This window comes from Bradyrhizobium sp. NBAIM18, from assembly GCF_020193825.1.
Taxonomy (GTDB): domain Bacteria; phylum Pseudomonadota; class Alphaproteobacteria; order Rhizobiales; family Xanthobacteraceae; genus Bradyrhizobium; species Bradyrhizobium yuanmingense.
Window position 1 is genome coordinate 31149 of sequence record NZ_JADYVO010000027.1, and the last position, 11941, is coordinate 43089.

Annotated in this window: 13 protein-coding genes; 10 read left to right on the plus strand and 3 right to left on the minus strand. The window is 66.4% G+C overall.

Going from position 1 to position 11941, the window contains the following annotated elements; translation table 11 throughout:
- The first annotated feature begins 29 nt into the window (after positions 1-29).
- Positions 30-440, plus strand: coding sequence for a (deoxy)nucleoside triphosphate pyrophosphohydrolase (locus I6F17_RS33690; protein ID WP_225130275.1), 411 nt, complete (start codon positions 30-32; stop codon positions 438-440).
- A 119-nt stretch (positions 441-559) separates the two neighbouring features.
- Here I6F17_RS33690 and I6F17_RS33695 read toward each other — a convergent pair whose 3' ends face one another.
- Positions 560-1408, minus strand: coding sequence for a methyltransferase domain-containing protein (locus I6F17_RS33695; RefSeq protein ID WP_109141735.1), 849 nt, complete (start codon positions 1406-1408; stop codon positions 560-562).
- A gap of 64 nt (positions 1409-1472) precedes the next feature.
- Between I6F17_RS33695 and I6F17_RS33700 the strand changes: the two genes are divergently transcribed.
- Genes I6F17_RS33700 through I6F17_RS33715 form a run of 4 tightly spaced genes read left to right on the plus strand, consistent with a single transcriptional unit; the run spans position 1473 to position 3946 of the window.
- Positions 1473-2282: a ComF family protein gene (locus tag I6F17_RS33700; RefSeq protein WP_225130276.1), complete on the plus strand. Its 810-nt coding sequence runs from the start codon at positions 1473-1475 to the stop codon at positions 2280-2282.
- Positions 2283-2316: 34 nt separating this feature from the next.
- Positions 2317-2592, plus strand: a complete 276-nt coding sequence (grxC, locus tag I6F17_RS33705; protein WP_036026245.1) for a glutaredoxin 3 — start codon at positions 2317-2319, stop codon at positions 2590-2592.
- A complete protein-coding gene (locus I6F17_RS33710) occupies positions 2589-3467 on the plus strand; it encodes a carbon-nitrogen hydrolase family protein (RefSeq protein ID WP_036014649.1) in 879 nt (292 codons plus the stop codon). The genes grxC and I6F17_RS33710 overlap by 4 nt, the downstream gene beginning before the upstream one ends.
- Complete coding sequence (locus I6F17_RS33715; protein ID WP_036014648.1) at positions 3464-3946, plus strand: DUF1178 family protein; 483 nt, start codon at positions 3464-3466, stop codon at positions 3944-3946. The genes I6F17_RS33710 and I6F17_RS33715 overlap by 4 nt, the downstream gene beginning before the upstream one ends.
- Here the strand turns inward: I6F17_RS33715 and I6F17_RS33720 are convergent.
- Complete coding sequence (locus I6F17_RS33720) at positions 3943-4842, minus strand: EamA family transporter (protein WP_036014647.1); 900 nt, start codon at positions 4840-4842, stop codon at positions 3943-3945. The two genes, I6F17_RS33715 and I6F17_RS33720, sit on opposite strands and share 4 nt — an antisense overlap.
- Before the next feature lie 140 nt (positions 4843-4982).
- Positions 4983-5636, minus strand: coding sequence for a DedA family protein (locus tag I6F17_RS33725; protein WP_036042549.1), 654 nt, complete (start codon positions 5634-5636; stop codon positions 4983-4985).
- A 294-nt stretch (positions 5637-5930) separates the two neighbouring features.
- Between I6F17_RS33725 and cobS the strand changes: the two genes are divergently transcribed.
- The 5 genes from cobS to I6F17_RS33750 all read left to right on the plus strand — a co-directional run bounded on the left by cobS (position 5931) and on the right by I6F17_RS33750 (position 11916).
- Positions 5931-6929: a cobaltochelatase subunit CobS gene (gene cobS / locus I6F17_RS33730; RefSeq protein WP_025032652.1), complete on the plus strand. Its 999-nt coding sequence runs from the start codon at positions 5931-5933 to the stop codon at positions 6927-6929.
- A gap of 142 nt (positions 6930-7071) precedes the next feature.
- Complete coding sequence (gene cobT, locus I6F17_RS33735) at positions 7072-8973, plus strand: cobaltochelatase subunit CobT (RefSeq protein ID WP_128265522.1); 1902 nt, start codon at positions 7072-7074, stop codon at positions 8971-8973.
- On the plus strand, positions 8970-10073 hold the full coding sequence (locus I6F17_RS33740; RefSeq protein ID WP_036014638.1) for an esterase-like activity of phytase family protein: 1104 nt from the start codon (positions 8970-8972) through the stop codon (positions 10071-10073). Before cobT ends, I6F17_RS33740 begins: the two co-directional genes overlap by 4 nt.
- Positions 10074-10280: 207 nt before the next feature.
- Complete coding sequence (locus I6F17_RS33745) at positions 10281-11393, plus strand: NADH:flavin oxidoreductase/NADH oxidase (protein WP_225130277.1); 1113 nt, start codon at positions 10281-10283, stop codon at positions 11391-11393.
- Between the two features lie 115 nt (positions 11394-11508).
- Complete coding sequence (locus tag I6F17_RS33750; RefSeq protein WP_036014633.1) at positions 11509-11916, plus strand: hypothetical protein; 408 nt, start codon at positions 11509-11511, stop codon at positions 11914-11916.
- Positions 11917-11941: the final 25 nt, after the last annotated feature.

The window sequence follows — 11941 nt, forward strand, 5'->3', positions numbered from 1 at the left end:
CAAACGATCTCAGCGAGCGACAGACACGCATGGCCGATCTCAAAGTGACACTGGTGGTGGCCTGCGCGCTCGTCGATGCCGACAAGCGCGTCCTGATCGCGCAGCGCCCAGAAGGAAAGGCCCTGGCCGGCCTGTGGGAATTCCCCGGCGGCAAGCTCGAGCCGGGCGAGCGGCCGGAGGAGAGCCTGATCCGGGAGCTTCATGAGGAGCTCGGCATCAACGTCGCCGAGCCGTGCCTCGCGCCGCTGACCTTCGCCAGCTACGGTTACGAGACCTTCCATCTGCTGATGCCGCTCTATATCTGCCGGCGCTGGGAGGGGTTGGTCACCGCACGCGAGGGCCAGAACCTTGCCTGGGTCCGCGCCAACAAGCTGCGCGATTACCCGATGCCGCCCGCGGACATTCCGCTGATCCCGCATCTGATCGATTTGTTGATGTGAGGTCGAAGGGTACCGCTCTCTGGCGTCATGCCTGGGCTTGTCCCGGGCATCACGGCCTTCGTGCCAGCCTGAAAGACGTGGATGGCCGGGACAAGCCCGGCCATGACGGAAGAGAGAGATCACTCCTTCCCCGCCTTCTTCACCGCCTCCGCCAGGCTCGCTTTCGCCGATCCCGGCTTCAGCGGCTGCTGCTGGCTCGCATGCGGGGCCCAGCCCGAGAGCCAGACGATGTCGAAGGTCGCACGGATGCGGCCGTCGGCATCGGCAAAGCGTTCGGCGTAGATTTCGGCCATCCGCAGCAGCGTCGCGCGGCGCGTCGGTGTCCGCCGCCGCTCGATCAGCACGTTGGCCGCGCCCATGCGGCGGAGATCCTGCATCAAGGCGAACGCATTGGCATAGCGCACCACGACACGGTCGACGTCGGTCACCGGCAGCGCAAAGCCCGCCCGCTGCAATAGCGCACCGATGTCGCGAAGGTCAGCGAACGGCGCCACGCGCGGCGACACACCGCCCTCGCATTCGGCTTCCGCCGCGGCAAACGCCTGCCGCAGCTCGGTGAGGCTGTCGCCGCCGATCATGGCAGCAAGCAGCAGCCCGTCCGGCTTGAGCGCCCGGCGGATTTGCGCGAGCACGCCCGGCAGGTCGTTGACGTATTGCAGCGCCAGCGCCGAGACGACGAGATCGAGGCTCTCAGGCGCGAGGGGCAACTTCTCCGCGCCGGCCGCGTCGAGCGCGATGTGTTCGATGGAGGGAAGCCGCGTGCGCAACGCCGCCAGCCCCGCGCCGGGCGTCCAGAGGTCGGCGGGAGCGTGAAACTCCCGCATCACCGCTGCCAAGCGGTCGGACATGTCCTCGGCGACCCGCTCGAGCAGGAATGTGACCGCGCCTTGTGCCTGGGCGCGCTGCTGCCGCCTCTGCAGCAAGGCACGATCAAACAAGGCGGGCGGGATTTGAGCGGTCCGGACCATGCCGCTGGTTACGCCGATCTCCACAGTTCTGGCAATCCGCTGCGTGCAGCGTTAGCCTCCCCACATGGAAGCCGACGCTCCCCCCATCCGTTCCATCGCCGCACCGCTGCGAAGCGCGTGGACGGCCGGCCGCCACGTGCTGGCGCGGGCGGCGCAGCTCGCGCTCGACATCGCGCTACCGACACAGTGCGTATCCTGCCAGGAGCCGGTCCATGGCGAGGGCGTTTGCGCTTCCTGCTGGGCGCGGCTGTCGTTCATCGAACGGCCCTATTGCCCGCGGCTCGGCATTCCCTTCGTTTATGACCCCGGCCCGGAGATGCTGTCGATGGAGGCGATCGCGAGCCCGCCGGCCTATCAGCGCGCCCGCGCGGCGGTGCGCTATGACGACGTCGCGCGCACGCTGGTGCATGCGCTGAAGTATCAGGACCGTACCGATCTGGCGCCGGCCATGGGCCGCTGGATGGCCCGCGCGGGCCGCGAGTTGCTGACCGGCGCCGACATGCTGGTGCCCGTGCCCCTGCATTGGCGGCGGGCCTGGCGGCGCCGTTACAACCAGTCGGGCGCGCTCGCGCGTGTCATCGAGCGGCAGAGCGGGATCAAGGTGCGGGGCGACGTGCTGCGGCGGGTGCGCGCCACCGAGCAGCAGATCGGCCTGTCGCGGGCCCAGCGCGCCACCAATGTGCAGGGCGCATTTCAGGTATCTCCCGACCGTCAGGCCGAGGTCCAGGGCCGCCGCGTTGTCCTGATCGACGATGTCCTGACGTCAGGGGCTACGCTCGACACCTGCGCGCGGGCCCTGCTCCGCGCCAAGGCGGCCCAGGTCGACGTGCTGGTCTTTGCCCGGGTTGTCGAGAGCGGGCCCCGTCCCATATAATTCAATGAATTCATGACATGAGAGCGCCAGACGAATGACTGCTGCTGTCGAGATCTACACCCGGCCGGGCTGCGGCTATTGTTCCGCCGCCAAGTCACTGCTGACCCGCAAGAAGGCGACCTTCACCGAATTCGACGTCGCCAAGAACCCGTCCTGGCGCCAGGAAATGTACGGCCGCGCCGGCCAGGGCTCGACCTTCCCGCAGATCTGGATCGGCGGCACCCATGTCGGCGGCTGTGACGACCTCTATGCGCTCGATCGCGAAGGCAAGCTCGATGGCATGCTCGAAAGCGTGAAGGCGGTATCATGAGCGAGAACCGCACGTTCACGGCCGCCATGGTGCAGATGCGCACCGGCCTGATGCCCGGGCCGAGCCTCGAGCAGGCTACGAAGCTGATCCGGCAGGCTGCGGCCGATGGCGCCGATTACGTGCAGACACCCGAAGTCAGCAACATGATGCAGCTGAACCGCAAGGCGCTGTTCGAGCATCTCCAGAGCGAAGAGGACGACGCCTCGCTGAAGGCCTACCGGGCGCTCGCGGCGGAGCTGAAGATTCACCTCCATGTCGGCTCGCTGGCGCTGCGCTTCTCGCCGGAGAAGGCGGTCAACCGCTCCTTCCTGATCGGGCCCGAGGGCAATGTGCTCGCGAGCTACGACAAGATCCACATGTTCGACATCGAGCTGCCGGACGGCGAGAGCTATCGCGAATCCGCCAATTACCAGCCGGGCGAGACCGCCGTGATCTCGGATCTGCCCTGGGGCCGCATCGGCTTGACGATCTGCTACGATGTGCGCTTCCCGGCGCTGTACCGCGCGCTCGCAGAAAGCGGCGCCTATTTCATCACCGTGCCGTCCGCCTTTACCCGCAAGACCGGTGAAGCGCATTGGCATGTGCTGCTGCGAGCCCGTGCAATCGAGACCGGCTGCTTCGTCTTCGCCGCGGCGCAGGCCGGCACCCACGAGAACAAGCGCGAGACCTACGGGCATTCGCTGATCGTCGATCCTTGGGGCGAGATCCTCGCCGAAGGCGATGTCGAGCCGGGCATCATCATGGCTAGGATCGACCCGGCCAAGGTCGAGACCGCGCGCCGGGCGATTCCCTCGCTCCAGCACGGCCGCCGCTTCGGCGTCTCCGATCCCAAGGCCGGGCCGGACCATTTGCACCTCGTGCGGGGCTCGGCATGATCCGCTACGCGCTCCACTGCGACCGCAATCACGCCTTCGAAAGTTGGTTCCAGAGCTCGTCGGCCTATGATTCGCAGGTGAAGCGCAAGCTCGTGACCTGCCCGATCTGCGGCTCAGCCAAGGTCGACAAGGCGATCATGGCGCCGCGCATCGTCGGCAAGAAGGGGCGCGGCCGCGCCACGCCGCCGCCGGAGCCCGTGGCCGCGACCACACCCGAGGCTGCGCCGTCAGGGCCGACCTCGCTGCTGATGGCGCAGGAGCGCGAGCTGCGCGCCAAGCTGAAAGAGCTGCGCGACCACATCGTCAAGAACGCCGACAATGTCGGCGAGCGCTTCGCCAACGAAGCCCGCGCCATGCATTACGGCGACAAGGAGCACCGCCCAATCTATGGCGAAGCCTCGCCCGAAGAGGCGAAGTCGCTGATCGACGAAGGCATCGAGGTCTCACCGCTGCCGACGCTGCCGGAAGACCGGAATTAAGCTCCCACCAGCACAGCGACCCCGACGACGATCAGCGCGATGCCTGCAAGCTCGCGCGGCGCGATCGGCTGCTTGAACGAGTAATACGCCACGGCTTGCGCGAACAGCACCTCGATCAAGGCGAGCGTGCGGACGTTGGCGGCTGCCGTTAGTGCAAAGGCGAGGAACCAGAATTGCGAAGCGAAGGCGCCGATGAAGCCCGCGAGCATCGACGGTCGCCATAACCTGAGGATTCCTCGTAGCACGTCCGGCGTGCGCCAGAGCAGGTAGATCGTCAGGATCAGCGTCTGCACGAACAGGCCGAGCACCAGCGTGATTGACGCCGCGGTCACGAAGGACACATCGGGCACATTGATGATGGCGCCGCGAAAGCCGACCGCTGACAGCGCGAAGGCCGCCGCGGCAACGAGGCCGGTGATGGTCGGCTTCAGCTCGGCAAAGCTCTTGTCGCCGCCGGGGCGGAGCGCGGTGATGACGACGCCGACGGTGGCGATCATGATCGCGAGCACCTTCAGCCAGGTCAGGTGATCGCCGAGGAAGACGAAGCCGAATATCGCGGTCTGGATCGCCTCGGTCTTCAGGTAGGCCGTCGTCACGACAAACGAGCGGTCGTTCATCGCGAGCAGCATCAGCCCGGTGGCGACGATCTGGCTGAGCGCGCCCAACAGCAGCCATGGCCAGAACACGGCTGGCGGCGGGCTCAGATGATCGCCGGTCGCGAGCAGCACCAGCCCCAGGAACAGCAGCGAGAACGGAAAGCCGAACAGGAAGCGGATATTGGTCGCGCCCCAGGTCCCCAGCGGCTTCGTCAACGACCGCTGCATCGCATTGCGCGCGACCTGCCCGAGCGCGGCAACGATGGTGAAGGGAATCCAGAGGCTGGCGATGGTGAACATGGGGTGGCGGGCGCGAGGATCCGGGCCAACGTGCCGCTAGCGGTCGAGCAGGTCAATCACACGGATGTCATGGGTGCGATGCTCTCGCACAAACTCGGTGCCTGCGAACGCAGGGACGACGGTTGTGATGTGGCGTCTGCCTAAACCTGCGGCTTGGCCGTCGCGCCGCCATACCGTCGGCGATAGATCCACATCCCCACGCCCAGCACGATCGCAACCCCTGCAACGGTCAGCATCCAGATGTGCTTGCCGACATGCGCATGATGATGCAGCCCGGCATATTCATGCAGGGCCGACACAGCCAGCACACCCGGCAGCACATGAGCCGGCGCCCAGGCCAGGATCGCCGGGATGTTCACGGCATAGAATGTCGCGGGCGCCATGCCCAGCGCGCCGGCGGTCACCGGGACGAAGGCGCGGATCGGCGGCACGAAGCGGGCGAAGAACACGGCCCAGGTGCCGAAGCGGTGAAAGAAATTCTCGCTCTCGGCGACGACGCGCGGATAATTGGTCAGCGGCCAGGTGTTGAGGATCTCGCGCTGCCGCCTGTGCCCGATCCAATAGGCCGACCCGTCGCCGAGTACGGCACCAGTTGCGGCCGCCAAGAGCACCCATGGCAGCTGCAATTCGCCGCCGGGGACCAGGGCGCTCAGCGCCAGGATGATGGTCGAGCCGGGGATCACCGATCCCACAACCGGAACGGCTTCGAGCAGCGCCGCCAGGAACAGGGTCAGATAGGCCAGCCACGCATGGGCGGAAACGAAGGCGATGAGGGGATCGAGAAAGGACGTCACGTCGTCTCTTGAAGGGCTGGAGCATGAGGGCTTCGGACCCTACATAAGTAACTGCATACGGCCAAAGTACCATTCGCACGGATTGGGGCCCACCCGCCCGAATTTCGGCGTGATTCGCAAGGCAGCCCTCCAAAAACTGCGTTCCTTGCCTATCTAAATGAAAAGACAACGGAACTTTGATTGGTGGGCGGGCTTCTGCCGGCTCGTTGTCTCTGATAGGTTGATTTTCAGCACCCAGCCGCAGCCAACGTGCGAATAACCGGTTTCGGGACCGCCCGGGACCTCGGAGGATTGATGACGACCGCCGCCCTGTCCAAAGTTGAGGAAGTTTCCGGCCTGCCCGACATGAAGGTGTCGGTGCGCCAGGTGTTCGGGATCGACAGTGATCTCGAAGTCCCGGCCTATTCCGAAGTCGATCCTCATGTGCCCGAAGTGGATTCCGATTACCGCTTCGACCGCGCCACCACGCTGGCCATTCTCGCGGGCTTTGCCAGGAACCGCCGCGTGATGGTGACCGGCTATCACGGCACCGGCAAATCCACCCATATCGAGCAGGTCGCGGCACGTCTGAACTGGCCCTGCGTGCGCGTCAACCTCGACAGCCACATCAGCCGTATCGACCTCGTCGGCAAGGACTCGATCGTGGTCCGCGACGGCAAGCAGGTCACTGAATTTCGCGACGGCATCCTGCCTTGGGCGCTGCAGAACAACGTCGCGCTGGTGTTCGACGAATACGATGCCGGCCGCCCGGACGTGATGTTCGTGATCCAGCGCGTGCTGGAGGTTTCGGGCCGCCTGACGCTCTTGGACCAGAACAAGGTGATCAAGCCGCATCCGGCGTTCCGGCTGTTCGCCACCGCCAACACCGTCGGCCTCGGCGACACCTCGGGCCTCTATCACGGCACCCAGCAGATCAACCAGGGCCAGATGGACCGCTGGTCGATCGTCACCACGCTGAACTATCTCAGCCACGACGAGGAAGTCGAGATCGTGCTGGCCAAGGCCAAGCACTATCGCACGCAGGAGGGCCGCGACATCGTCAACAAGATGGTGCGCCTCGCCGATCTCACCCGCAACGCCTTCGCCAATGGCGATCTGTCGACGGTGATGAGCCCGCGCACGGTGATCACCTGGGCGGAAAACTCCGACATCTTCGGCGATATCGGCTTTGCGTTCCGCGTCACCTTCCTCAACAAATGCGACGAGCTCGAACGGCCCTTGGTCGCCGAGTTCTACCAGCGCTGCTTCAATGCGGAGCTGCCGGAATCGGCAGTCAACGTCGCGCTGAGCTGATCTCTCACGGTGTGTCGTCCCGGCGAAGGCCGGGACCCATACCGCGTGATGTCTCGATTGAAGCGACGCTGATAGTTTCCTGACACAAGAGCGGCCGGTGGTTATGGGTCCCGGCCTTCGCCGGGACGACAGATAGGGTCAGATGACCACCTCCAACTCCAAATTCCGCAGCAACAAGGAAGCACCGACCGAGCCGTTCAAGCGCTCGGTCGCCTCCTGTCTGAAGGCGATCGCGAAGGCGCCCGAGCTCGACGTCTCCTTCGCTGCCGAGCGCCCGGGCCTTGCGCCCGGCAAAGCGCGGCTGCCCGAGCCCGCGCGCAAGATGACGAAGCGTGACGCCGCGATCGTGCGGGGCCACGCCGATTCCATCGCGCTCAAGCTCGCCTGTCACGATCCCAAGGTTCACCGCAAGCTGATGCCCGGCAATCCGCAGGCGCGCGGCGTGTTCGAGGCGGTGGAGCAGGCCCGCGTCGAGGCGATCGGCGCGCGCCGCATGGCGGGCGTTGCCAAGAACCTCACCGCGATGCTCGACGACCATTTCCACCGCGGCAAGTTCGACGAGATCACCGACCGCGCCGACGCGCCGCTGGCGGACGCGCTGGCGATGCTGGTGCGCGAGCGCCTCACCGGCATGGCGCCGCCGACGGCGGCCAAGAAGATGGTCGATCTCTGGCGACCGATCCTCGAAGACAAGATCGGCAAGCGGCTCGACCGGCTCGACGGCGTGCTCGAGGATCAGACCAAGTTCGGCGATGCCGTGCATGACCTGCTGTCGGCACTCGAGCTCGGCGACGAGCGCAACGCCGACAGCGAAGACAATGACGAGAACGAGGAGAACCAGGACGGCGACAACGACCAGTCCGGCGCCGAAGGCTCGCCCGATTCCGACGCCGCGCAGGAAATGAGCGCCGACCAGGCGCAGGCAACATCGGAGGAGATGAGCGAGAGCGCGATGGAAAGCGCGCAGGCCTCGACCTCCGACACCTTCGACGACGGCGAGCTCGGTGACGACGAGACGCCGGGCGAGGCGACGCGCCCGAACCAGCACGGCAGGAACGAGCCGCGTGGGCCGGAATATCACGCCTTCGCGCCCAAGTTCGACGAGGTCATCGCCGCCGAGGACCTCTGCGACCATGACGAGCTGGAGCGGCTGCGCGCCTATCTCGACAAGCAGCTCGCACATCTGCAGGGCATCGTCGCCCGTCTCGCCAACCGGTTGCAGCGCCGCCTGATGGCACAGCAGAACCGCGCCTGGGAGTTCGATCTCGAAGAGGGCATTCTCGACCCGGCGCGCCTGTCACGCGTCGTCACCGATCCCTATCACCCGCTGTCCTTCATGCACGAGAAGGAGGCGACGTTCCGCGACACCGTGGTGACGCTGCTGCTCGACAATTCCGGATCGATGCGCGGACGCCCGATCACGGTCGCGGCGACCTGTGCCGACATCCTCGCGCGCACGCTGGAGCGTTGCGGCGTCAAGGTCGAGATTCTCGGCTTCACCACGCGCGCCTGGAAGGGCGGGCAATCGCGCGAGGCGTGGCTTGCCGCCGGCAAGCCGGCCAATCCCGGTCGCCTCAACGATCTCCGCCACATCATCTACAAGTCCGCCGACGCCCCCTGGCGCCGTGCGCGAAAAAATCTCGGCCTGATGATGCGCGAGGGCCTCTTGAAGGAGAACATCGACGGCGAGGCGCTGGACTGGGCGCACAAGCGCCTGCTCGGCCGGCCCGAGCAGCGCAAGATCCTGATGATGATCTCGGACGGCGCGCCGGTCGACGATTCCACGCTGTCGGTCAATCCCGGCAACTACCTCGAACGGCATCTGCGCCACATCATCGAGGAGATCGAGACCCGCTCGCCGGTCGAGCTGATCGCGATCGGCATCGGCCATGACGTGACGCGCTATTATCGCCGCGCGGTAACGATCGTGGACGCGGAAGAACTCGGCGGCGCGATCACCGAAAAGCTTGCCGAGCTCTTCAGCGAGACCAACACGGCGCCAACGCAAGCGGCCGGTCGCCCGCGACGCAAATTGCATTCGTGAGCACGCATCCATCCCGCCGCAGCTTCGTCAGCCTCGCGGCGGCGGGATTTTCCACTCTCGCGCTGCCGCGCTTGGCGCAGGCGCAGCTGCAGCCCAAGACCGAGCCGCCGCCGCGCGCCCTCCAGCTCGAGCATGCCGTCACCGCGCCGGTCAGCGTCGAGGTCAACGCGCGTAGCATTGCCAATTTCGAGCCGCGCGACCGCTCGCGCACGCGCTTCGGCTCGCTGGATTTTCGCAGCGGCCTGGTGCTGACCTCGCCCTATCGCGGCTTCGGCGGGCTGTCGGGCCTCCGCTTCCTCGACGGCAAGGGCGAGCGCTTTCTCGCGATCTCCGATCAGGGCGGCTGGTTCACCGGCAGCATCCGCTATTCCGGCCGCGAGATGATTGGGCTCGCCGACGTCGAGGCCGCGCCGGTGCTGGGCGCCGACGGGCGGCCGATCACCGAGAAGCGGCTCTGGTACGATACCGAGTCGCTCGCGCGCGACGGCAACCTCGTCTATGTCGGGCTCGAACGCGTCAACCAGATCCTGCGCTATGATTTCGCCAAGGGTGCTACCGGCGCCCGCGGCGAAGTGATCGCCGTCCCGCCGGCCTTGCGCAAGCTGCCCTACAACAAGGGGCTGGAGGCGATGGTCGTCGTGCCCAAAGCGCAGGGACCGGGCAAGAGCCAGGCCCAGCCGCTCGCGGGCACGCTGATCGCCTTTTCCGAGCGCGGGCTCGATGCCGACGGCAACCTCCTCGCTTTCCTGATCGGCGGCTCGACGCCCGGCCAATTCAGCGTGCGGCGCTCGGAGAATTTCGACATCAGCGACGCGGTGCTGCTGCCATCGGGCGATCTGCTCATCCTCGAACGTAAATTTTCCTGGTTCACCGGCGTCAACATCCGCATCCGCGCGATCCCGCTGAAGGGAATCGCGCCGGGCGCCGTCGTCGACGGCCTGACGCTGTTCGCCGCCGATCTCGGCCACGAGATCGACAACATGGAAGGCATCGACGCCCACGTCACCGCCGACGGCGAGACGGTGCTGACCCTGATCTCCGACGACAATTTCTCGATGCTGCAGCGAACCCTGCTGCTGCAATTCACGCTGGCGGAGTAGCCGGCACTGCCCTGCGGCAAACTCCGCCGTCATCCCGGCTCGCGCGAGGCGCGCCCCGGGATGACGGCGGAGTCCGTGGCGCAGCTGACCATCAAGCCATTGCCGGAATGCACGAACAGGCGACCCGCCATTCCCGCGCCCCGCTAGCAATCCGCCGCGCGCCCACTACACTGATCCCATCTCCCTCCATCCCCCGGAACTCCCCGCATGTCCGTCCTGTTTTCCCCGATCAAGCTGCGCGGCCTGACGTTGAAGAACCGCCTCGTGGTGTCGCCGATGTGCCAATATTCGGCCGATGACGGCGTTGCCACCGACTGGCACTTCACCCACATCAACAATCTTAGCCTGTCGGGCGCGGCGATGTTCTGCATCGAGGCGACGCATGTCGAGGCGATCGGCCGTATCACGCCGGGCTGCCTCGGGCTCTACAGCGACGCCTGCGAGGCCGCGCTGAAGCCGATCCTGCATTCGGTGCGCAAGCATTCCTCCACCGCGATCGCAATGCAGCTCGCCCATGCCGGCCGCAAGGCCTCCAGCGCCCGCCCCTGGGACGGCGGCCAGCTGATCCCGGTCGAGCAGGGCGGCTGGCAGACGGTCGGGCCGTCGGCGGTGCCGCACAAGGAGGGCGAGGCCGCGCCGCTCGCGCTCGATGCCGCGGGCTTGAAGCGCATCCGCGAGGCCTTCGTCGACAGCACAAAGCGCGCCGCGCGGCTCGGCATCGACGCCATCGAGGTGCATGGCGCGCATGGTTATCTCTTGCATCAATTCCTGTCGCCGATCTCCAACAAGCGCACCGACGAATATGGCGGTAGCCTCGCGAACCGCATGCGCTTTCCGCTGGAGGTGTTCGACGCGGTGCGCGCCGCGTTCCCCGCCGACAAGCCGGTCGGCATGCGGGTGTCGTCGACCGATTGGGTCGAGGGCGGCTGGGATCTGGCACAGACCATCGAATTCGCAAACGCACTGAAGGCGCGCGGCGTCGACTGGATCGATGCATCCTCCGGCGGCGTCTCGCCGCTGCAAAAAATTCCGCTCGGCCCCGGCTATCAGGTGCAGTTTGCAGAGGCGATCAAGCGCCAGACCGGCCTGCCCACCATCGCCGTCGGCCTGATCACCGAGTCGAAGCACGCGGAGGAGATCGTCGCGTCGGGCAAGGCCGACATGGTCGCGCTCGCCCGCGGCCTGCTCTACGATCCGCGCTGGGGCTGGCACGCTGCCGCCGAGCTCGGCGGCGTGGTCGAGGCGCCGCCGCAATACTGGCGCTCGCAGCCGTCCACGCAAAAGGCGCTGTTCGGCAAGACCACGTTCGGGGCGAGGTGAGAGCGAGTGAGGTGCGCGCGCTGCGACCCCTCACGCATCCGTAAACCTCCTCACCTTCCATGCCCCCCAAAACTGGCCTAACCTCTCCATACTCAACGCCTCGCGGAGGCTGGCCATGCGCTTTCGTTTTCGTAAAACTGCCCATGTGTTCGAGCGCGTTGGCCTTGCCATGGCGGGGGCCGCGTGCGGATTGTTCGTCGGCGCCTATGTCGGCTCGGCGATCCCCACCCTCACCACGCAGGGCTTCCTGCTGCTGATGATGCTGCTCGGCGGCATCGGCTTCTATCTCGGCATCGACACGCCGCAGATGCCTTTCGACGATGCGCACAGCCAAATTGACGCCGCCGAGCTCATGAGCGCCGCCGGCACGCTCTCCGCCACGCTCACCGCCTTCGCCTCGGTCGCCGTGATCGTGCTCCGGCTCGATCCGCACATGGCCTGGACCTGGCTCGTCTTGGTCGGCTGGATGGCCGGCGTCGCCATGCAGATCGTCGCCGGCGCCAAGGCCAGGCTGCGTAAGTAGCTCTCTTTGTCAGGATGGGCCCGCC

Excerpts from the sequence above, each read along its gene's own strand:
- I6F17_RS33690 (WP_225130275.1), top strand. The coding sequence starts at position 30 with ATGGCCGATCTCAAAGTGACACTGGTGGTGGCCTGCGCGCTCGTCGAT.
- I6F17_RS33695 (WP_109141735.1), bottom strand. The coding sequence starts at position 1,408 with ATGGTCCGGACCGCTCAAATCCCGCCCGCCTTGTTTGATCGTGCCTTG.
- I6F17_RS33700 (WP_225130276.1), top strand. The coding sequence starts at position 1,473 with ATGGAAGCCGACGCTCCCCCCATCCGTTCCATCGCCGCACCGCTGCGA.
- grxC (WP_036026245.1), top strand. The coding sequence starts at position 2,317 with ATGACTGCTGCTGTCGAGATCTACACCCGGCCGGGCTGCGGCTATTGT.
- I6F17_RS33710 (WP_036014649.1), top strand. The coding sequence starts at position 2,589 with ATGAGCGAGAACCGCACGTTCACGGCCGCCATGGTGCAGATGCGCACC.
- I6F17_RS33715 (WP_036014648.1), top strand. The coding sequence starts at position 3,464 with ATGATCCGCTACGCGCTCCACTGCGACCGCAATCACGCCTTCGAAAGT.
- I6F17_RS33720 (WP_036014647.1), bottom strand. The coding sequence starts at position 4,842 with ATGTTCACCATCGCCAGCCTCTGGATTCCCTTCACCATCGTTGCCGCG.
- cobS (WP_025032652.1), top strand. The coding sequence starts at position 5,931 with ATGACGACCGCCGCCCTGTCCAAAGTTGAGGAAGTTTCCGGCCTGCCC.
- cobT (WP_128265522.1), top strand. The coding sequence starts at position 7,072 with ATGACCACCTCCAACTCCAAATTCCGCAGCAACAAGGAAGCACCGACC.
- I6F17_RS33745 (WP_225130277.1), top strand. The coding sequence starts at position 10,281 with ATGTCCGTCCTGTTTTCCCCGATCAAGCTGCGCGGCCTGACGTTGAAG.
- I6F17_RS33750 (WP_036014633.1), top strand. The coding sequence starts at position 11,509 with ATGCGCTTTCGTTTTCGTAAAACTGCCCATGTGTTCGAGCGCGTTGGC.